This window comes from Streptomyces sp. NRRL B-24484 (assembly GCF_000717715.1).
In the GTDB taxonomy this organism is placed as follows: domain Bacteria; phylum Actinomycetota; class Actinomycetes; order Streptomycetales; family Streptomycetaceae; genus Kitasatospora.
The window spans coordinates 126767-145704 of sequence record NZ_JOAI01000004.1; the positions used below are offsets into that span (position 1 = coordinate 126767).

Consider the following 18938-nt stretch of genomic DNA (forward strand, 5'->3'; position numbering starts at 1 on the left):
GTCCGCGCGTCGTCCGCGCGGGGCCGAGACTACCGGCCGGCGGGGCCGCCGCGGGCGAGCACCGCGGTGAGGACGGGGGCGAGGGTGTCGGCGAGCAGCCGGGTGCCCGTGTCGTTGAAGTGCAGGTGGTCGCGGGGGTCGTGGATGCCCTCGCGCAGCCGTTCCGGCGCGGCGGGGTCGCGCGCCGCCCGGTCGAAGTCGGTGCGGGCGTCGAAGTCGTCGGAGGTCCGGATCCAGGCGTTGACCCGCTGGCGGACCTCCTCCCGCTCCCTCGTCCAGCGTGCGCTGCCGCCGAACGGCGGGATCGTCGCGACGACCACCCGCACCCCGTGGGCGTGCGCCCGGGCGGCGATCTCCCGGAGGCCCGCCGTGATCGCCCGTGCGGTGGCGTCGTGCAGGGTGATGTCGTTGATGCCCTCGTAGAGGACGAGGGTCCGCGCGTCCGGCTGGGCGAAGACGTCCCGGTCGAGCCGGTTCAGCGCGGCGGCCCCGGCGGCGCCGGTGCTGTCGGTCAGCAGGGAGTTGGCGGACAGTCCGGCGTTGGCGATGCCGGTGCCGGGGGCGGTGCGGCGCAGGTCCGCGGCGCAGAGGTCGGGCCAGCGGCGGTCGGTGTCCGGGCTGCTGTGGGCGCCGTCGGTCTGGGAGTCGCCGAGCGCGACGACGGTGCCGCGGCCGTCCGCGGTGGCGAGGTCGACACCGGCGAGGTAGGCCCAGTACGAGATCCGCCCGGTGAACGCCGCCCCGTCGGTGTCGGTGCTGTGGTCGCCCGCGCCGGAGGCGGTGGTGTACGAGGTGCTGAGCGCCCAAGGGTGGCGGGGTGCGAGCTGCACGGGGCCGGGCAGGTGGATGCTCACCAGCAGCTCGTCGCCCTCCGCCACCGGGAGGTCGACCGGGTCGCTGGAGGCGTCGCCGCCGGCCGGGACGGTCGTCCGCCCCTGCCCGGCGAAGGTGAGCGGCACGGGCGCCGCGCGGGCGCTGCCGCCGGCTGCCCGGACGGCCACCGTCACCCGGCCGAAGGTCACCGGGACGGGCGAGAGGGCGTTGGTCAGCCTGATCCGGAGCGTCCGCCCGGCCAGGTTCGGGTGGGCGACCATGCGCAGCGTCCGGTCCGTCCAGCCCCCGGGCTCGGGCACGGCGGACGCGCTGCCGGTGACGGCCGTCCAGGCGGCCTCCCAGACCCGGCCGCCCGGTGCGTCCGTGGTGTTGCGGATGGCGAGGTCGAAGACGTGCAGCACCGGTGCGCGGTCGTAGTGGTCGCCGTCGGGCCGGGGCAGGGTCACCGCGGTGACCGTTCTCGCGCGGTCGACGGGGACGGCGACGGCGTAGAGCCGTGCCCCGGCCGCGACGGTGCCGGACGGGGTGCGCCGGTGCGGCAGGGTCAGCGCCGCCGCGGCGGTGCTCCCGGCGGTCCAGTCGCCGACGGTGAGCCGGTAGCTGGTGCTGGAGCCGTCGCTGTAGTGCACCGTGCCGGTGCCGGTGGCCGGGCCGCCGGTGGCGGTGGCGAGGAAGCCGAGGGCGCTGCCGCGGCCGGTGACGGCGACCTCCTGGCCCGCCGCGAGGACGTTGTCGGGGCGGCCGGGCGCGACCGCGGCACGGGTGTAGGTCGTCCCGTTGACGGTGATCCGCGCGCCGCGGGCCCAGCCCGCCGCGGTGAGGTCCGACTCGGCGAGGCTGCCGCCCCTTCCGTCCAGGTCGCCGGCGGCCGGGGCGCGGTCGGCGGTGACGGCGGTGTTGTCGAACAGGTCGGCCAACGGGGCAGCGACCTCGGCGGCGGCGCCCGGCGGCGCGGCTCCCAGGGACAGCAGATGGGCGCCCAGCACCGACAGGACGGCCAACGCAGCCGTCGGTCCGGCAGCCGGACGCACCCGGAGGCGGTTCACGGCATCCCTCGACGCCACTGTAGGTCCGCCACCCGCCGCCCGCCCCGGCGGACCGTCGCCTCGCGGCGGCCCGTCCGGCGGTGCCGGGACGTGCCTCGAACGGGGAACTGCGCAATTCGGATGCGGGCCACCCTGCGGACGGCGCACGCCCTCCCGCGAGGCGCGGACGGCTGCCCCGCCCGTCGGGCGAAGCACCTGCACAACCAATCGGTTGTGCAAACGTGAGGTTGTGCATAGGCTGGCGGCATGACAGTCGTCGAAGACGAGCTCAGCCTGGTGTTCGCCGCGCTGGCCGATCCGACCCGGCGGGCGATACTCGAGCGGCTCGCCGCCGGCAGCGCCACCGTGGGCGAGTTGGCCGAGCCGTTCGCGATGAGCCAGCAGGCGGTCTCCAAGCACCTGAAGGTGCTGGAGCAGGCCCGCCTGATCTCCCGCACCCGCGCCGCACAGTCCCGCCCGTGCGTGCTGGAACCGACCAACCTGGATGCGGCGACCGACTGGATCGGCCGGCACCGCCGTGTCTGGGCCGACCGTCACGACCGCCTCGACGCCCACCTGGCCGCGCTGCGCGCGGACCGGCGCGACGACGGCGCCGAGGAGACGAGCACACCATGACCACCACCGGCGAACTCACCTACCGGCGCATCCACCGGGCCGCGCCCGAGCTGCTCTTCGACTGCATGACCACCCCGGAGCACCTGACCCGCTTCTGGGGCCCGACCGGCACGACGACGCCGCTGGACGGCATCGTGGTCGACCTCCGACCGGGCGGTGCCTTCGAGACCACGATGGTCGACGACGCCGACGGCGGCACCTACACGATGCGTGCGGTGTACGCGGAGATCAGCCGGCCCGACCGGCTGGTCTGGGTCGAGGCCGACGTCGAGGGCGGCATGCGGACCACCGTCACCTTCACCGACCTGCACGACGGGCGGACGGAGGTGGTCACCCATCAGACCAACGTGCCGGCCGCGTACCTGAGCGCGGCGGCGCAGGCCGGCTTCGCCACCAGCCTCGACCGGTTCGAGGCGTACGTCGAGGGCCTCACCGGCCGGAACGGCTGAGGCCGCCGGTCCCCCACGAAAGGCAGGGAGTCATCATGCCCGTCCTCACCTCCGCCGACGGCACCCGCATCGCCTACCAGTCCGGCGGCCGCGGCCCGGCGCTCGTCCTGGTCGACGGCGCCCTGTGCCACCGCTCGTCCGGCCCGCTGGCCGCCCTGCTGGAGCGGGACTTCACCGTGTACGCCTACGACCGCCGCGGTCGCGGCGAGAGCGGGGACACCGCACCGTTCGCGGTGGACCGCGAGATCGAGGACCTGCGGGCGGTGGTCGCCGCCGCCGGCGGCCGGGCGGCCGTGCACGGGATCTCCTCGGGGGCCGCGCTCGTCCTGCGGGCGGCGGCGGTCGAGCCGGGGATCACCCGGATCTCGCTCTACGAGCCGCCGTTCGTCGCCGAGGCCGGCCGGGCCGCGGAGGCGAAGGAGTACTCGGCGCGGCTGCAGGAGCTGCTCTCGGCCGGGCGGCGCGGCGACGCCGTGGCACTGTTCCTGGCGCACGTCGGCGTCCCCGCGCCGGCCGTGGCCGCGATGCGGGGGCAGCCGCACTGGCCGGCGTTCGAGGCGATCGCCCCGACGCTCGGGTACGACGACGCGGTGCTGGCCGACGGCTTCGTGCCGCGCGACCTGGCCCGGCAGGTCGGAGTTCCGGCGCTCGTCCTGGCGGGCGGGGCGAGCCCGCCGGAGCTCCGGGCGGCGGCCCGGGCGGCCGCGGAGGCACTGCCCGACGCGGTGCACCGCACCCTGGCGGACCAGACGCACGACGTGGCCGCGGAGGCGCTGGCCCCCGTCCTGGCGGAGTTCTTCGGCGGCTGAGGCCCGCCCGCGGCCGACGGCGCGCCCGTCCGTGCTGAACTGTCGTCATGGACAACGCGCGATACCTGGAATGCCTCGCGGCCGACTTCACGCGGCTGCGGTCCGTGGTGCCGATCGCCCCCTCGGCGTCCGTACCGACCTGCCCGGGGTGGACGGTCACCGACCTGGCCCGGCACGTCGGCGGCGTGTACCAGCACAAGATCGCGGCGATGCGGGAGGGCGCGGAACCCGAGCAGTGGCCGCCGGAGGGGCTGGACGACGAGGACCCGCTCGCGCTCCTCGACCGGGCGTACGCGGGCCTGCTGGCGGAGTTCGCCGCCCGCCGGCCCGAGGATCCGGGCGGGTCCTGGTACGCCCCGGACCGGACGGTGGGCTTCTGGATCCGGCGGATGGCGCAGGAGACGGTGATCCACCGGATCGACGCCGAACTCGGCACCGGGCAGCGGATCGCACCCGTCCCGGCCGACCTCGCGGCGGACGGCATCGACGAACTGCTCAAGGTCTTCGTGGCGTACGGCGTCGCCGAGTGGGGCGAGTACTTCACCGAGGTCCTGGACGGCTCTCCCGGCCGCAGCTACGAGGTGCGGACGGAGGGGGCCGTCTGGCGGGTGCGGACCGGCCCGGGCCTGTTCACGGTCGAGGACGGCCAGGGCGACCGCCCGGCGGACGCCGTCGTGAGCGGCCCGCCCGCGGCCGTGCTGCGCTGGGTCTGGAACCGGCAGGACGGCGACCCCGCGCCCGGCCTGACCGTCGAGGGCGACCGGGACGCCGTCGCCGAGCTGAAGCGCTGCATCGTCACCGCCACCCAGTGACACCCGGCACGGGCCCGCGCCGGGCCGCCGGAACCGCACGGTGACCGGGCCGCGGCTGCGGACACTGACGGGGTGTGGAGTCGTCCATGCCCGGCGAGGGATCGCACCCGCAGGACCGCGCGGCGTACAGCCGCCTCTTCGACGAGCACGCGGAGGCGGTGCACGCCCACGCGCTCAGATCGACCGGGGACTCCGCCCTCGCCGACGAGGTGGTGTCGCTGACCTTCCTGGAGGCCTGGCGGCTCCGCGACCGGCTGCGCACCGAGGCGGTCCGGCCGCGGGCCCGGCTGCTCGGCATCGCCACCGACGTGCTGCGCAACACCGCCAGGTCCGCCCGGCGGCACCGGGCCGCACTCTTCCGGCTGCCCCCGCGCGAGCCGGTGCCCGACTTCGCCGACGAGGTGGTGGGCCGGATCGCGGCCGGCACGGCGTGGCCGTCGCCCGGGTGCAGCACGGCGAGCGCCGCGAATGGATCCTCGACCGGTCGAGCCTGCAGCTGCTCGGCGAGCGGACGGTGCTGGTCGGGGACGGCCCGTGGGGGCGGGCCGGCGACGAGGTGAGCTCGATCGCCGTGGTCGCCCGCGGCGTGGTGGACCGTCCCGACCGGCTGCCGGGTACGCCCGGGGCCGGCGGCACGGTGGTGGCCGGGCACGCGGCGGGCGAGCGAGCCGTGGCCGGGTGATCGGCAAACCCCTTTGTGCGCCGCGGGCCGCAGCCAGCACGATGTCCCCGCACGGTAGATCGGTGCAGCAGGCCGGGTGACAGGAGCAGGGATGATCCGCTGGGTGTACGCGTTCGTGGACCGGCCGCGGGAGCGGTTCGAACGGGCCGCCGGGTTCTGGACGGCGGCCACGGGGACGCAGCTCTCGCAACGCCGCGGCACGGACGGCGAGTTCGCGACCCTGCTGAGCGAGGGGACGGATGCCTGCGTGAAGCTCCAGGGCGTGACCGGCAGCGGCGGCGCCCACCTGGACCTCGCGGTCGAGGACGTCCGGGCGCTGGCCGACCGCGCCGTCGGCCTGGGCGCCTCGGTGGTGGCGGAGGAGGACGACCTGGTCGTCCTCGCCTCCCCCGCCGGGCTGTCGTTCTGCGCCGTGCCGTGGCGCGGCGAGTCCCGCCGGCCGCCGGTCGTCGCGGGCACCCGGCTCGACCAGGTCGCCGTCGACGTCCCCGGCGGGGCGTTCGAGGCCGAGACGGGGTTCTGGGGCGGCCTCACCGGCTGGCCGGTGCTGACCGGTTCCCGGCCGGAGTTCCGGGTGGTCAGGCCGTCCGCGGAGCTGCCGTTCCGGATCCTGCTGCACCGGCTGGACGACCCGCGGCCGACCGGCGCCCACCTCGACTTCGCCTGCGCGGACCGCGCGGCCGCCCGCCTCGCCCACGAGGCGCTCGGCGCGGTCCTCGTCGCCGAGCACGGCCACTGGACGGTGATGCGCGACCCGGCCGGCGGCACCTACTGCCTCACCGCCCGCGACCCGGAGACGGGCGCGCTGGGCTGACGGCGGGAACGCTCAGGGCCGCCGGCCCGCCACCGCCGCGGTGGTGAGCCGGTCGGCCACGGCGCAGGTCAGCACGGCCGCGGTCAGGCCGGCGACGACGGCGCCCAGCAGCGCCGTCTCGTAGTGGGTGCCGGACGCCACGCGGACGGCCACGGCCGCCGCGAGCAGGGCGGCGAGGGCGGCCGGCAGCAGGGCGGGGCCGACCGCACGGGGGCGGGCGGCGAGCACCGGGGCGCCGGCGGCGAGGAGGACGAGGAGTCCGGCCGCGGCGGCGAGCAGCGGGGTGCCGAAGGTGACGCCGTACCGGATCGCCAGCGCCGGGACGAAGAACAGCAGCAGTGCCCGCCGCAGTCCGTCCGCGAGCATCCCGGTGGCCGGCGCTGCCGCAGGGTCGGCGGTGGTCGGGATCCGGCGGCGCAGCAGTGCGGTGGCCACGAGCACGGCGACCGCCGCGGCCGCGCCGGGGAGCCGGCCGGGCAGCCGGGCCAGGTTGTAGAGCAGCGCCGTGTCGTAGACGGCGAGGACGAGGTGGCCGAGTGCGGCGAGCTCGACGGCGAAGAGCAGCAGACCGGCGGTGCCGGGCGGTGTCGGCGGGGTACGGGCGGCCCGCACGTCCCGCCGGACGAGGGCCGCGACGGCGGGCGGGGTGACCAGCGCCGACAGCAGGCGGATCGCGGTGTCCTGCCCCGTCCACGGGGTGCGCAGCTGCCATTCGACGGTGCAGAAGACGGCGGTGTACGAGGCCGCGGCGAGCGGGAGCAGCGGCGAGAGTGCGGCCCGCCGGTGGGCGGACGGGTCGAGGCGGCGCAGGACGGCCAGGAACACCAGTAGGACGAAGGGCAGTTCGAGCAGGGCCGGGACGCGGAGCAGGCTCGGTGCGAGGAGTTCGGGGGCGGGGACGTGGGCGGCGAGGGCGCGGACGGCCGGGCCGTCGGCGAGGTCGAACCATCCGGGCGGCAGCAGGCGGGCGACGAACGAGGCGTCGCCGCCGTGCACCCGCAGCAGGTAGACGGTGACCAGCAGTTGGTTGAGGAGGATCAGCGCGGTGACGGCGGCCAGCGCGGTCTCCGGGGCGGCCGTGCGCCGTCCGGTGGCCGTTGCGGTCGGCGCGGGGCGGCGCAGCACCCGCGGGGCCTGCCGGAGTGCGGCCGCGACCGATCCGGCCACGGCGGCGTCCACGAGGAGGGTGCCGGTCGACATGGTGCGCCACTCTACGTGGTCGGCCCCGGGGTTCCTCCGGGCCGGACTCCGCCTTCGACCACGGACTTCCGTCGTTCCGTCAGTTCCGGTCCGGGGGCGGTCGATCATGATGGAATGCGGTGCGTCGCGGCGCCGGGGGTGCTGATGCCGTTCGCGGCCGCCCCCTCGTCGCGATGTGGCGCGGGTCACATGCGCGCGTGTCACGAACGGGAGGGCAGCTTGCGTCCGGTGGTCGTCCGCACAGCGGGAACGACCGACACGGAAGAGGCAGGCGGAGCGATGAACACGACAGCCACGCGACAGCACGAGGTCCTGGTCCTGGGCGCCGGCTACGCCGGGCTGGCCGCGACGATCCAGCTCGCGGCCCGCACCAGGAGGCGCGGGAACCTGCGGGTGACGCTGGTCAACCCGTACGACACCTTCACCGAGCGGCTCCGGCTGCACATGACCGCCACCGGCCAGGAGACGGCCGCGATGAGCATCCCGGAGCTGCTGGACGGCACGGGGGCCGGGTTCGTCCGCGGCTGGGTCACCGCCGTGGACGCCGACGCGAAGACCGTCCGGATCGACGACGACCTGGTCCTGCGCTACGACACCCTGGTCTACGGCCTCGGCAGCATCGCGGACACCGCGTCCGTGCCCGGTGCGGACGACCACGCCCACTCCCTCGACGGCCCGGAGGGTGCCGCCCTGCTCGCCGACCGGCTGGCCAGGCTCGGCGACGGCGGGACGGTCGTGGTCGGCGGCAGCGGCCTCACCGGCGTGGAGGCCGCCGCGGAGATCGCCGAGCGGCACCCGGAGCTCCGGGTGGTGCTGCTGGGCCGGCAGGAGCCGGGGGCGAACCTGCACCCGAGGGCCAGGGCCCACCTGGACGCGGCGCTCGCCCGGCTCGGGGTGCGGGTGCGCAGCGGCGTCGAGGTGGTGAAGGTGCTGCCGGACGGCGTCGAGCTCGCGGACGGCTCCGGCATCCCGGCGGACGTGGTGCTGTGGACCAGCGGCACCCGCGTCCCGCCGCTGGCCCGTGCCGCGGGCCTGACCGTCGACGATCGCGGCCGCGTGGTCACCGACGGCGCGCTGCGCTCGGTCTCCCACCCGGACGTGTACGCCGTGGGCGACGCGGCGGCGATCCGCCAGGGCTACGGCGTGATGCACGGGACCTGCCAGGGCGGCATGCCCACCGGTGTGCACGCCGCGCTCTCCGTCCTGCGGGTGCTGGCCGGCAAGGAGCCGAAGCCCTTCCGCTTCGGCTACTACCACACGCCCGTCAGCCTGGGCCGGAACGACGCCGTCGTGCAGTTCACCCGCCCCGACGACAGCCCGCGCCGGTTCGTGCTGACCGGCAGGCGGGCCGCCAGGTACAAGGAGGCGGTCAGCGCAGCGCCGTGGCCGACCTTCGCCCGCATGAAGAAGATGCCCGCCTCGGGCGCGTTCTGGCCGCACGGCGGCCGACACACCCGCATCAGGAGCGCCAAGTGACCCAGCCCCGGTCGACCGACCCGGACCAGCTCGTCTTCCAGCAGTACCGCACCCTGCTCTTCTCCGTCGCCTACCGCATCCTCGGCACCGCCGCCGACGCCGAGGACGTGGTCCAGGACGCCTGGCTGAAGTGGTCGGCGGCCGACCGGTCCCGGGTCGCCGACCCGAAGGCCTACCTGACCCGGATCATCTCCAACCTGTCGATGGAGCGGCTGCGTTCGACCCGACACCGGCGCGAGACCTACGTCGGACCCTGGCTCCCCGAGCCGGTCCTCACCGGCCCGGACACCGCCGACGGCGTCGCGGCGGCGGACTCGGTCTCGATGGCCCTGCTGGTAGTGCTGGAGACGCTGAGCCCGCTGGAGCGGGCGGTCTTCGTGCTGAAGGAGGTCTTCGCCTTCAGCTACGCGGAGATCGCCCTGGCGGTGGACCGTTCGGAGCCGGCCGTCCGGCAGACCGCGCACCGCGCCCGCGAGCACGTCCGGGCCCGCCGGCCCCGGTTCGGTGCGGACCGCGCCCGCCGGCGCGACGTCACCGAGCGCTTCTTCGCTGCTGCGACGGGCGGCGACATCAACACGCTCATGGAGTTGCTCGCGCCGGACGTGACGCTGTGGACGGACGGCGGCGGCAAGGTCCGCCAGGCCCTCAAGCCGGTCGTCGGCGCGCAGACCGTGGCCCGGTGGTTCGCCGCGCTCGGCACCGCGACCTACCAGGGCGTCGAGCCGGGGCAGATGCGCGCGGAGCTCACCGGGATCAACGGCGGCCCGGGCGTCGTCTTCCGCGGTCCGGACGGCATCGTCGCGACGCTGACCCTCGACGTCGACCCGGAGGGCCGCATCGCGGCGATCCACAACGTGGCCAACCCGGACAAGCTCCGCGCCGTCGCCGACGGCACTCGGCACGAACTCTCCTGACCGGAACGGGCCGACGCACGGCCCGGGGCGACGGGACCGTGCGTGCCGGGCGGGTCGGGGGCGGGCGGCCCGCTCAGTGGTGCGACCCCTCCAGGGTCTCCAGCAGGGTGCGCAGGGTGGCCGCCAGGCCGTCCCGGGCGGCGGGGTCGAGGGCGGCGAGCAGGCGTTCCTCGGTGGCGAGGTGGTCGGGCAGGGCGGCGTCGACGAGGGCGAGGCCGTCGTCCGTGAGGGAGACCAGGACGACCCGGCCGTCGGTGGGGCTGGGGCTGCGGGTGACGAGGCCGTTGGCCTGGAGCCGGTCGAGCCGCTGGGTCACGGCGCCCGAGGTGACCATCGCGGAGCGCATCAGTTCGGCGGGGGTGAGCGGCCGGTCCGGGCCGTTGCGCCGCAGGGTGGCGAGGACGTCGAAGGAGGCCGCATCGAGGCCGTGTGCGGCGAAGGTGCGCCGCATCTCGGGTTCCAGGGCCGCCACGACCCGCTTGAGCCGGCCGATCACGGCCATCGGGGAGACGTCCAGGTCCGGGCGCTGCCGGGCCCACTGGGCGAGGACGGTGTCGACGTGGTCTGCCATGGAACCAGCCTAGCGGATCTCTTAGCAGTGAGATATATTGTCTTAGTGCTAAGAAATCGACGGCTGACCGTCCTTCTGCTGACCGCGCTCGCCCCGGCCGTCTGGGGCTCCACCTACCTCGTCACCACCGAGTTCCTGCCGCCGGACCGCCCGCTCACCGCCGCCATGCTCCGCGCACTGCCCGCCGGCCTCTTACTGGTCCTGCTCACCCGCCGCCTGCCGAGCGGCAGTTGGTGGTGGCGCTCGCTCGTGCTCGGCGCCCTGAACATCGGTGTCTTCCTCGCGCTGCTCTTCGTCGCCGCCTACCGGCTGCCCGGCGGACTCGCCGCCACCGTCGGCTCCGTCCAGCCGCTGCTGGTGGCCGGACTCTCCGCCCTGCTGCTCGGCGAACGCCTCACCGCCCGCACGGTCGCCGCCGCGCTGGGCGGCATCGCCGGCGTCACCCTGATGGTGCTGCGCGCCGAGGCCCGGCCGGACGCCGTCGGCATCGCCGCCGCACTGGGCGGCGCCGCCGTGATGGCCTCCGGCGTGGTGCTCAGCAAGCGGTGGACCCCGCCCGCCGGACTCCTCGCCGTCACCGGCTGGCAGCTCGTCGCCGGCGGACTGCTGCTCCTCCCGGTCTCCCTGCTCACCGAGGGCCCACCGCCCGCCGACCTCACGGGCCGCAACCTCGCCGGGTACGCCTACCTCGGGATCATCGGCGCAGCCGTCGCCTACGCCCTGTGGTTCCGCGGCATCAGCGCCCTCTCCCCGACCCAGGTCACCTTCCTCGGACTGCTGAGCCCGCTGGTGGCCACCGCCCTCGGCTGGCTGGTGCTCGGCCAGGGACTCACCGCCCTGCAGCTGCTCGGCGCCCTGCTCGCGATCGGCTCGGTCGTCCTCGCCCAGCTGCGCCGCCGACCCGCCGCACCGCCGGCCGCACCGGCCGCCGCACCGGTCACACAACCGGCCGCCCGACCCGCCGAGTTCACCGCCGCCCGACCCGCCGAGTTCACCGCTGGCCGCACCGACGACTGACCGTCCCCGGCGTCGGCCCCGCCCCGGGCGGATACCATCCCGCGAAGAAGATCAGCGACCGCCAGGAGGCCCCGTGGCTCCCCCGCCACTCACCGGCAGGCTCGTCCGCCTGCGCGAACTCCGCGAGGAGGACCTCGACCGGCTCGTCGGCTGGTGGAACGACCCGGCCACCGCGGTACGGCAGGTCACCGGCCCGGTCCATCCCCGGCCCGGCGCCGAGATCGCCGCCATGTTCCGCTCGTGGAGCCAGAACACCGGCTGCAACGTCGGCCTCTCCGTCGTCACCCTCGACGGCGACGAGACCGTCGGCCACGTCACGCTCTACGGCGCCGACCCCAAGGACCGCTGCGCCACCCTCGCCGTCATCGTCGGCGCACCCCACCAGGGCCGCGGTCTCGGCACCGACGCCGTACGCACCCTGATCGACTACGGCTTCGCCGAACTCGGCCTGCACCGCATCGAACTGACCGTCCTCGGCGACAACCTGCCCGCCCTCGCCGCCTACCGCAAGGCCGGTTTCACCGAGGAGGGCCGCCGCCGCGAGGCCGTCTTCCGCCACGGCCGCTGGCAGGACCACGTCCAGATGGGCGTCCTCGCCCGCGAACACCTCGCCGCCGGACGGTCCGCCGCAGCCGGCTGAGCGACCGCCCGCACCCCGGGCGGCAGCGCCGGACGGGAAGGCCGAGGAGTTGCCTTCAGGGGCGCGGGGAACTGCGCGGTACGGGATTGGTGCTCCTGACCAGTCCGGCTCGCCTCTGGTCCGCACCGTGGCCTGCATCCGAATTGCGCGGTTCTCCCCCGCCTGGCGGCCGGGAGGTGCCCCCGGGCGCCCCTATGCAGTACCCGTCGCCTTGACGGCACGTCCTAGTACTCCAGCAGGACTTCGACGTTTTGCCTGATCAGAGGGCTGCGCGGTGAGTGTAGTGGGCTGGTGCCCGTCAGGGGCGGTCTTCCTGGGCCCGCCCCTCGATCGTGTGGAGCCGGCGTTGGTAATGACAGCGACGGGGGCAGCCTCCCGCCATGATCAACGAGCCTGCAGCCGAGAGCTGGGACCGCGAACTTGAAGACCTCTTCCTCCGCGTCGGCCACCGTTTCGGCCGTGTGGAGCCGCGCCGCCGGATGCGCGACTACGTCCGCGGCCTGCTCGGCCCGGTCGGCCGCAAGAACGGCTGGCAGCTGGCCGAATACGCAGGTCACGCCACCCCTGACGGGCTGCAGCACCTGCTCGCCGGTTCCCGCTGGGAGGCGGACGAGGTCCGCGACGAGCTCCAGCACTACGTCGCCGAGCGCCTCGGCGAGGTCGACGGAGTCCTGATCATCGACGACACCGGCTTCGTCAAGAAGGGCACCACCTCCGCCGGCGTGCAGCGCCAGTACTCCGGCACCGCCGGCCGCACCGAGAACTGCCAGATCGGGGTGTTCGCCGCCTATGCCTCCGCCCGCGGCCGAGCCCTGGTCGACCGGGAGCTCTACCTGCCCAAGTCCTGGACCGAGGACCGGGAGCGCTGCCGCGCGGCGAAGATCCCCGACGAGCGCGAGTTCCACACCAAGGGCGACCTGGCCAAGGCACTGGTCCTGCGCGCGCTCGCCTCCGAGCTGCCCATCGGCTGGGTCACCGCGGACTCGGCCTATGGCCAGGAGGGCCGCTTCCGGCGCCTGCTCGAACAGTCCGGCGTCGGCTACGTGCTAGCGGTGCCCAAGTCCCAGTTCAGTGTGGGCTGTCCACGCATCGACTGGCTGTTCGCCCAGGCCCCGGCTGAGGCCTGGGAGAAGATCTCGTGCGGGGACGGCGCCAAGGGGCCACGCGTCTACGACTGGGCGGCCATCCAGCTGCCCGCCGTGGCCGAGTACGACTACCAGGACGAGACCCTGATCCGCCGGCGATGGGCGCTGGCCCGCCGCAGCCTGACCAAGCCCGACGAGATCGCCTACTACCTCGCCTACTCACAACTCGACACAACCGTCGAACAGTTGGTGCGGATCGCCGGGACGCGCTGGGCGATCGAGGAGTGCTTCCAGGCCGCGAAGAACGAGTGCGGCCTGGACCAGTACGAGGTCCGCCGCTACACCGGCTGGATACGGCACATCACCCTGGCCATGCTCGCCCACGCCTTCCTGGCCGCGATGGCGGCAGCCGCGGCATCAAAGGGGGCTGCAGAAACGGTTCCCGCACCCTGGTCGACCTCACCGTGGCAGAGATCCGGCGACTCCTGGCAGGCGGCCGTTCCCACGGCCCGCGTCCGCAACAGTGCTCGCCCCGCGCTCACGCCTTGAACTGGTCCACCTGGCGCCGACAACGCCAGGCCGTCGCCCGCCGCTGTCATTACCAACGCCGGCTCCACACGATCGAGGGGCGGTCCCAGGAAGACCGCCCCTGACGGGCACCAGCCCACTACACTCACCGCGCAGCCCTCTGATCAGGCAAAACGTCGAAGTCCTGCTGGAGTACTAGCCGCGCGGGAGGTGCTCGGCGAGGGCGTCGAGGGTGCGCCGCCAGGCGTCGGTGGCGGACTTCTCGTCGTAGGCGTCGGGGCGTTCGTCGTTGAAGAAGCCGTGGCCCACGCCCTGGTAGGTGACCTGCTCGTGGGGGAGGCCCACCGCGTGCAGGGCCTCGCCGACGCGGTGCCACTCGTCGAGGGACATCACGAAGTCGTCGGCGCCGAAGAAGCCCAGCAGGAAGCCGGTGTTCGCGGCGATCGCGGCGCTGTCGGCGATCGGGGGCCGCGGCTCGGCGAGCGGGATGCCCCCGTCGAGCAGCCACCCGCCGTAGTAGCTGACGACCAGGTCGAACGGGAGCGCCGTGGCGCCGAGGACGGCGATGTGGCCGCCCAGGCTGAAGCCGAGCACCGCCGTGCCGCCCGCGCCGCCGAACTCCCGCACCGTGGACCGGGCCGCGGCGAGGTCGGCGAGCACCTCGTCCCGGCGCAGCGCGGTCATCAGCCGGCGGCCCTCGGCCCGGCCCGCCTCGTCGGCGCCGAAGCCGGCGCGCCGGGTGTCGCGCCAGTAGAAGTCGGGCGCCAGGACGGCGTACCCGGCCAGGGCCAGCCGCTCGCAGACCGCCTTCAGGTGGTCGGTGACGCCGAAGAACTCCCCGGCCACCACCACCGAGCCCTGCGCCGTCCGCCCCTCCGGCAGGACGAGCAGCCCCTCCGGACCCTCCCCGGCCCCTTCGCCGAGCGGGATCCACCGTGCTGTCGTCGTGTTGTCCGCCATCGCTCCCCCTTCGTGGTCGATCGGAGTCTAACCCGTACCCACGACGACAGTTGACGGTGGATCAGCAAGCGGTCGGCCGGGGCAGCGGCAAGGCGGCGGCCTCAGGCCGGGGTGTGGCGGACGGTGCACAGGCCCCAGATGACGACGAGGCAGGCGCCGATCACGACGATCGACCAGAGCGGGTAGTACGGGATCGACAGGAAGTTGGCGATGATCAGCAGGCAGGCGATCGCCGCCCCTGCGATCCGGGCCCACAGGGCGAGCCGGAAGAGCGCCAGGCCGACGAGGATCGCCAGCACCCCGAGGACGAGGTCGATCCAGCCCCAGCCGGTCAGCGTGAACCGGAAGGCGTACGCGGGAACGGGGGCGAAGACCGGGTCGCCGGCCAGCGCCATGACGGCCCGCAGCAGGTTGAGCACCCCGGAGATGAGCAGCAGGACGGCGGCGACGGCCACCACCCCGCTCGCCGCGCTGTCGCTGCCGCGTCGGCCGTTCGCTGCTTGTGCCATGGCTGCGCCTCGTTTCCGTCCCGGTCGGTCTCCTCGGCGACCGGACCCGTGTCGATCCTCGCCCCGATCCCTCCCCGCCCGGGGGCCGCGACGTGCGGCGACACGCCGGCACTCACCCCTCCGGCGGCTGTGCGTGGCCGTGCGGGCGGTACGGGCCGAGGATGGGCGAAACGTCTGCCCGTAGGAGATCGGAGCCGTGATGGCGAGCCTGACCGTGTGGCGTTTCCCCACCCCGGAGGGTGCACAGGAGGCGCTGGAGACCCTCAAGGAGCTCCAGCACCAGGAGCTGATCACCGTCCGGGACGGGGCGGTGGTGAGCTGGCCGGAGGGCAGGAAGAAGCCGAAGACCAAGCAGTTGAGCAATCTCACCGGGCTGGGTGCGATCGGCGGCACCTTCTGGGGCCTGCTGCTCGGCATGATCTTCTTCGTGCCGATCCTCGGCATGGCGGTGGGCGCGGCGACCGGCGCCGTCTCGGGGCACTTCACCCACGTCGGGATCGACGACGAGTTCATCCAGGAGGTGCGCGACAAGGTGACGCCTGGCACCTCGGCGCTGTTCCTGCTCACCGCGAACGCCGTGCTGGACAAGGTGGCCCCCGCCTTCCAGGGGCGGCACGCGGAGCTCATCCAGACGAACCTCTCCGCCGAGCAGGAGAAGCTGCTGCGGGAGACCTTCGCCGAGGAGGACTGACTCCCGGGGGGGTCAGCCGGCCGCCGCGGGTCCGTCCGGGCCGGCGGCGGCGAGCCCGGTGAGGGCGTCCGCACGGGCCGCCCCGGCCTCGGCGGCGATCTCGGCGAGGGTCTGCTCGGGCCGGACGGTGGCGAACCGGACCGGCCCGCCCGCGGTGGTGAAGCCGTGCACGGCGGGCCTGGCCAGGCTGTTGTAGGCCCAGGGGGCGGAGGTGTAGTACCCGCCGGTGTCGTGCAGCACGACCAGGTCGCCCGGTTCGATGCGCGGCAGTGCGCGGCCGCGGGCCACCACGTCGCCGGCGAAGCAGCAGGGCCCGGCGACGTCCTGGATCTCGTCGGGCCCTTCGCGGCGGGTGCCGTCCGGCCGGTGCACGCCCACCCGCAGCGGCCAGGCGTCGGGCATGAACACCGTCCGGGTGGCGAGGTGGGCGCCGGCGTGGGTGAGCGCGATGCGGCGCCCGCCGACCTCTTTGGTGTACTCGACCCGGGCCGCGGTGAAGCCGTTCTTGGCGACCACGGACCGCCCGAACTCGGTGACCAGCGCGTACTCGCCGGTGAACAGCCCCGGTACGGCCGCGCGCAGGTGGGCCGCGTACTCGGCGAACGTCGGACGCACCTCGTCGTCCGCGAAGTTGACGGGCAGGCCGCCGCCGAGGTCCAGGGAGGTGACCTGCCGACGGCCGGCCCGGCGGTTGATCTCCTCGGCGAGCTCCCGGGTCGCCCGGACGCCGGCCGCGACGAGGTCGAGCGAGCAGCCCTGGGAGCCGACGTGGACGTGCAGCCGGGTGAGCCACGGGTACCGTCCGAAGGCGTCGAGCACCCGCTCGCGGGCGCCGGGGTCGCGCAGCGGCACCCCGAACTTGGAGTGCTCGGACGCGGTGCTCATCGCTCCGATCGTGCCCGCGCCCACCTGCGGGTTGACCCGCAGGCCGAGCACCGAGCCGGTGCGGCCGAGGGCCGGCAGGGCCGCGATCCGCTCCAGTTCCTGCAGGTTGTCCGCGTTGACGGCGACCCCGAGCCCGACCGCCGCGGCGAGTTCGGCGGCGGTCTTGGCCGGGGAGTCCAGCACGATCCGGTCGGCGGGGACGCCGGCCGCCCGGGCGAGCGCGAGCTCGCCCGGGCTGGCCGCCTCGCAGCCCATGCCGGCGTCGGCGACCAGCCGCAGCACGGGCACCAGCGCGGCCGCCTTCACGGCGAAGGCGTGCAGCACCGGGACGTCCGGCCCGAAGGCCGCGTGCAGGTCGGCGACCGTCCGGCGCACCCCGTCGACGTCGAGGAAGCCCGCCGCGGCGCGCCGGGCGCCGACCAGCCCGGCCGCTGCCGCCGCACGGAGGACGCGCTCGCGCCTGCCGGCGTCGATCCGCCGCCGGCCGTCCTGCCCGGGTGTGCGCTCCACCGTGCCGCGCTCCTCGTCCTCGCCGTCCTCGCCGTCCTCGCCGTCCTGCCGTCCGGCGGGCCCGTCGCGGCCCTCCGCTCTCCAGCATCGGGCCGACGGCGGGGCATCCGCGTGTCGGACGGGGAGCGCCGGCCCCGTCAGGGGCGGACGTACGGCCTGGTCATGATCTCCATGTTGTGGCCGTCCGGGTCCTCGAAGTAGGCGCCGCGGCCGCCGAACCAGTCGTTGGTCCGGTCGGGCACGGTGTGGCCGGGATCGGCGTAGTAGGTCACCGCGGCGGCCTCCAGACGGGCGATCACGGCCTCGAACCGCTCGTCGGGGACGAGGAAGGCGTAGTGCTGGGACTGGATCGGCTCGTCGCGCTTCTCGTAGTAGTCGAGGGTGACGCCGTTGCCGAGGTCCACCGGCAGGAAGGGCCCGAACGGGGCGCCGACCGGCAGGCCGAGGACGCCGGCGAGGAAAGCGGCGGACGCCTGCCGGTCGCTGGCGTAGACGGCGGTGTGGTTGAGCTGGACGGTGGTGACGGAAGGCATGGGTGGTCTCTCTCCGGGGTCGTGGGACGCGCCGCACCGGGCGGCTCGTTCGATTGCTGCGACGACGTGGAGAGGAACGGCGGGGACCTGCCCCGCCCCGTGCTCAAGCCGGGGCCGGGTGTCCGTCTCGTGTGTGGCCCATGGCCGACCCGGCAGTCACGCGGTCGACCCTAGCGTCCGACCGCCGACCGGGCAACGGCCTTCCGCCGGTGGGCGGTCGGCGGTCGGCGGTCGGACGCCGGGACGGCCGCGGCACTCCGTAGACTCCCGGCATGAGCGGAGCGTCTGCGGGAGCGTTGACCGGCAAGGTCGCCCTGGTCGCCGGGGCGACCCGCGGCGCGGGGCGGGGCATCGCGGTGGAACTCGGTGCGGCGGGGGCCACGGTGTACGTGACCGGCCGCAGCACCCGCGCCCGGCGGTCCGAGTACGACCGCCCCGAGACCGTCGAGGACACCGCCGACCTGGTGACCGCGGCGGGCGGGCTCGGCATCGCCGTCCCCACCGACCACCTGGTGCCCGCTCAGGTCCGCAGCCTGGTGGACCGGATCGACGCGGAGCAGGGCCGGCTCGACGTCCTGGTGAACGACATCTGGGGCGGCGAGAACCTCTTCCAGTGGGACACCCCGGTCTGGGAGCACGACCTCGACAACGGCCTGCGGCTGCTGCGCCTCGCGGTGGAGACGCACGCCGTCACCAGCCACCACGCGCTCCCGCTGCTGCTGCGGCACCCCGGCGGCCTGGTGGTCGAGGTGACCGACGGCACCGCCGAGTACAACCGCGACACCTACCGGGTCTCGTTCTTCTACGACCTCGCCAAGACCTCGGTGCTGCGGATGGGCTTCGCGCTCGGCCGCGAGCTCGGGCCGCGCGGCGCGACCGCGGTCGCGCTGACGCCCGGCTGGATGCGCTCGGAGATCATGCTCGGCCACTTCGGGGTGACGGAGGAGAACTGGCGCGACGCCCTGCAGGTCGAGCCGCACTTCTGCATCTCCGAGACCCCGTTCTTCGTCGGCCGGGCCGTCGCGGCCCTGGCCGCCGACCCTGAGGTGAGCCGCTGGAACGGGCAGTCCCTCTCCAGTGGCGGCCTCGCCCGGGTCTACGGCTTCACCGACCGCGACGGCAGCCGGCCGGACGCCTGGCGCTACATGGTCGAGGTCCAGGACCCGGGCCGCCCGGCCGACGCCGCCGGCTACCGCTGAGCCGGCGCAGCCCCGGCCCTCCGACGGGCCGAAAGGGCTGGCGATCCGTCAGAACACCCCCGGGCGACCGCCCGGGGGCGCACCGGTGCTGCCACGGGGGCGCCCGCACGGAGTCTGGCCGGGGCGGACGGCGCTGTCAAAGGACTGCCGTGGGGCAGG

21 protein-coding genes are annotated in these 18938 nt (G+C 74.9%); 14 read left to right on the forward strand and 7 right to left on the reverse strand.

Annotated features, from left to right (window positions below):
- Positions 1–29: 29 nt before the first annotated feature.
- Complete coding sequence (locus IE98_RS0105155; protein ID WP_052390144.1) at positions 30–1835, reverse strand: GDSL-type esterase/lipase family protein; 1806 nt, start codon at positions 1833–1835, stop codon at positions 30–32.
- A 291-nt stretch (positions 1836–2126) separates the two neighbouring features.
- Here IE98_RS0105155 and IE98_RS0105160 point away from each other — a divergent pair, with 291 nt between their 5' ends.
- The 7 genes from IE98_RS0105160 (at position 2127) to IE98_RS0105190 (ending at position 6061) form a co-directional block, all read left to right on the forward strand.
- A complete protein-coding gene (locus tag IE98_RS0105160; protein ID WP_030264810.1) occupies positions 2127–2495 on the forward strand; it encodes an ArsR/SmtB family transcription factor in 369 nt (122 codons plus the stop codon).
- Positions 2492–2944 carry an SRPBCC family protein gene (locus IE98_RS44255; RefSeq protein WP_052390145.1) on the forward strand — a complete coding sequence of 151 codons (453 nt, stop codon included), beginning with the start codon at positions 2492–2494 and terminating at the stop codon, positions 2942–2944. The genes IE98_RS0105160 and IE98_RS44255 overlap by 4 nt, the downstream gene beginning before the upstream one ends.
- 35 nt (positions 2945–2979) lie before the next feature.
- A complete protein-coding gene (locus IE98_RS0105170; protein ID WP_030264823.1) occupies positions 2980–3753 on the forward strand; it encodes an alpha/beta fold hydrolase in 774 nt (257 codons plus the stop codon).
- Between the two features lie 47 nt (positions 3754–3800).
- Positions 3801–4565, forward strand: coding sequence for a maleylpyruvate isomerase family mycothiol-dependent enzyme (locus IE98_RS0105175; protein WP_030264826.1), 765 nt, complete (start codon positions 3801–3803; stop codon positions 4563–4565).
- Between the two features lie 86 nt (positions 4566–4651).
- Complete coding sequence (locus IE98_RS0105180) at positions 4652–5125, forward strand: RNA polymerase sigma factor (protein ID WP_052390146.1); 474 nt, start codon at positions 4652–4654, stop codon at positions 5123–5125.
- On the forward strand, positions 5122–5247 hold the full coding sequence (locus tag IE98_RS51860; RefSeq protein ID WP_267882316.1) for a hypothetical protein: 126 nt from the start codon (positions 5122–5124) through the stop codon (positions 5245–5247). Before IE98_RS0105180 ends, IE98_RS51860 begins: the two co-directional genes overlap by 4 nt.
- Before the next feature lie 91 nt (positions 5248–5338).
- Complete coding sequence (locus tag IE98_RS0105190; protein ID WP_030264830.1) at positions 5339–6061, forward strand: VOC family protein; 723 nt, start codon at positions 5339–5341, stop codon at positions 6059–6061.
- 12 nt (positions 6062–6073) lie between these two features.
- Here the strand turns inward: IE98_RS0105190 and IE98_RS0105195 are convergent, their stop codons facing one another.
- Entirely contained in the window at positions 6074–7261 is a 1188-nt protein-coding gene (locus IE98_RS0105195; protein ID WP_030264832.1) for a hypothetical protein, read from the reverse strand.
- A gap of 279 nt (positions 7262–7540) precedes the next feature.
- On the opposite strand from IE98_RS0105195, the gene IE98_RS0105200 reads away from it, so the two are divergent.
- On the forward strand, positions 7541–8737 hold the full coding sequence (locus tag IE98_RS0105200) for an NAD(P)/FAD-dependent oxidoreductase (protein ID WP_030264835.1): 1197 nt from the start codon (positions 7541–7543) through the stop codon (positions 8735–8737).
- Complete coding sequence (locus tag IE98_RS0105205) at positions 8734–9651, forward strand: RNA polymerase sigma-70 factor (RefSeq protein WP_030264838.1); 918 nt, start codon at positions 8734–8736, stop codon at positions 9649–9651. The genes IE98_RS0105200 and IE98_RS0105205 overlap by 4 nt, the downstream gene beginning before the upstream one ends.
- Before the next feature lie 73 nt (positions 9652–9724).
- Here IE98_RS0105205 and IE98_RS0105210 read toward each other — a convergent pair whose 3' ends face one another.
- Positions 9725–10222 (reverse strand): MarR family winged helix-turn-helix transcriptional regulator, encoded by a 498-nt coding sequence (locus tag IE98_RS0105210; protein ID WP_030264840.1) that lies wholly within the window; start codon positions 10220–10222, stop codon positions 9725–9727.
- A gap of 45 nt (positions 10223–10267) precedes the next feature.
- Here IE98_RS0105210 and IE98_RS0105215 point away from each other — a divergent pair, with 45 nt between their 5' ends.
- The 3 genes from IE98_RS0105215 (at position 10268) to IE98_RS0105225 (ending at position 13513) form a co-directional block, all read left to right on the forward strand.
- Complete coding sequence (locus IE98_RS0105215) at positions 10268–11239, forward strand: EamA family transporter (RefSeq protein WP_052390147.1); 972 nt, start codon at positions 10268–10270, stop codon at positions 11237–11239.
- Positions 11240–11312: 73 nt separating this feature from the next.
- Positions 11313–11879 carry a GNAT family N-acetyltransferase gene (locus IE98_RS0105220; protein ID WP_030264846.1) on the forward strand — a complete coding sequence of 189 codons (567 nt, stop codon included), beginning with the start codon at positions 11313–11315 and terminating at the stop codon, positions 11877–11879.
- Between the two features lie 380 nt (positions 11880–12259).
- Positions 12260–13513: an IS701 family transposase gene (locus IE98_RS0105225; protein WP_030264850.1), complete on the forward strand. Its 1254-nt coding sequence runs from the start codon at positions 12260–12262 to the stop codon at positions 13511–13513.
- A gap of 174 nt (positions 13514–13687) precedes the next feature.
- On the opposite strand, the gene IE98_RS0105230 is transcribed toward IE98_RS0105225, so the two are convergent.
- Together IE98_RS0105230 and IE98_RS0105235 are read right to left on the reverse strand one after the other, a co-directional pair.
- Positions 13688–14452: a dienelactone hydrolase family protein gene (locus IE98_RS0105230; RefSeq protein ID WP_030264852.1), complete on the reverse strand. Its 765-nt coding sequence runs from the start codon at positions 14450–14452 to the stop codon at positions 13688–13690.
- Between the two features lie 101 nt (positions 14453–14553).
- Positions 14554–14961 carry a DUF7144 family membrane protein gene (locus IE98_RS0105235; protein WP_030264854.1) on the reverse strand — a complete coding sequence of 136 codons (408 nt, stop codon included), beginning with the start codon at positions 14959–14961 and terminating at the stop codon, positions 14554–14556.
- Positions 14962–15160: 199 nt separating this feature from the next.
- Between IE98_RS0105235 and IE98_RS0105240 the strand changes: the two genes are divergently transcribed.
- On the forward strand, positions 15161–15652 hold the full coding sequence (locus IE98_RS0105240; RefSeq protein WP_030264865.1) for a DUF1269 domain-containing protein: 492 nt from the start codon (positions 15161–15163) through the stop codon (positions 15650–15652).
- 12 nt (positions 15653–15664) lie between these two features.
- On the opposite strand, the gene IE98_RS0105245 is transcribed toward IE98_RS0105240, so the two are convergent.
- The gene (locus IE98_RS0105245) at positions 15665–17047 is read right to left on the reverse strand and encodes a diaminopimelate decarboxylase (RefSeq protein WP_052390148.1); all 1383 of its coding nucleotides are present in this window, start codon (positions 17045–17047) and stop codon (positions 15665–15667) included.
- A gap of 137 nt (positions 17048–17184) precedes the next feature.
- A complete protein-coding gene (locus tag IE98_RS0105250; RefSeq protein ID WP_030264870.1) occupies positions 17185–17580 on the reverse strand; it encodes a VOC family protein in 396 nt (131 codons plus the stop codon).
- A 272-nt stretch (positions 17581–17852) separates the two neighbouring features.
- On the opposite strand from IE98_RS0105250, the gene IE98_RS0105255 reads away from it, so the two are divergent.
- Positions 17853–18779: an SDR family oxidoreductase gene (locus tag IE98_RS0105255; protein WP_030264872.1), complete on the forward strand. Its 927-nt coding sequence runs from the start codon at positions 17853–17855 to the stop codon at positions 18777–18779.
- The last annotated feature ends 159 nt before the right edge of the window (positions 18780–18938 follow it).

Bases quoted from the DNA above. Each gene is read 5' to 3' on its own strand.
- IE98_RS0105160 (WP_030264810.1), top strand. From the start codon at position 2,127: ATGACAGTCGTCGAAGACGAGCTCAGCCTGGTGTTCGCCGCGCTGGCC.
- IE98_RS44255 (WP_052390145.1), top strand. From the start codon at position 2,492: ATGACCACCACCGGCGAACTCACCTACCGGCGCATCCACCGGGCCGCG.
- IE98_RS0105170 (WP_030264823.1), top strand. From the start codon at position 2,980: ATGCCCGTCCTCACCTCCGCCGACGGCACCCGCATCGCCTACCAGTCC.
- IE98_RS0105175 (WP_030264826.1), top strand. From the start codon at position 3,801: ATGGACAACGCGCGATACCTGGAATGCCTCGCGGCCGACTTCACGCGG.
- IE98_RS0105180 (WP_052390146.1), top strand. From the start codon at position 4,652: ATGCCCGGCGAGGGATCGCACCCGCAGGACCGCGCGGCGTACAGCCGC.
- IE98_RS0105190 (WP_030264830.1), top strand. From the start codon at position 5,339: ATGATCCGCTGGGTGTACGCGTTCGTGGACCGGCCGCGGGAGCGGTTC.
- IE98_RS0105195 (WP_030264832.1), bottom strand. From the start codon at position 7,261: ATGTCGACCGGCACCCTCCTCGTGGACGCCGCCGTGGCCGGATCGGTC.
- IE98_RS0105200 (WP_030264835.1), top strand. From the start codon at position 7,541: ATGAACACGACAGCCACGCGACAGCACGAGGTCCTGGTCCTGGGCGCC.
- IE98_RS0105210 (WP_030264840.1), bottom strand. From the start codon at position 10,222: ATGGCAGACCACGTCGACACCGTCCTCGCCCAGTGGGCCCGGCAGCGC.
- IE98_RS0105225 (WP_030264850.1), top strand. From the start codon at position 12,260: ATGATCAACGAGCCTGCAGCCGAGAGCTGGGACCGCGAACTTGAAGAC.
- IE98_RS0105230 (WP_030264852.1), bottom strand. From the start codon at position 14,452: ATGGCGGACAACACGACGACAGCACGGTGGATCCCGCTCGGCGAAGGG.
- IE98_RS0105235 (WP_030264854.1), bottom strand. From the start codon at position 14,961: ATGGCACAAGCAGCGAACGGCCGACGCGGCAGCGACAGCGCGGCGAGC.
- IE98_RS0105240 (WP_030264865.1), top strand. From the start codon at position 15,161: ATGGCGAGCCTGACCGTGTGGCGTTTCCCCACCCCGGAGGGTGCACAG.
- IE98_RS0105250 (WP_030264870.1), bottom strand. From the start codon at position 17,580: ATGCCTTCCGTCACCACCGTCCAGCTCAACCACACCGCCGTCTACGCC.
- IE98_RS0105255 (WP_030264872.1), top strand. From the start codon at position 17,853: ATGAGCGGAGCGTCTGCGGGAGCGTTGACCGGCAAGGTCGCCCTGGTC.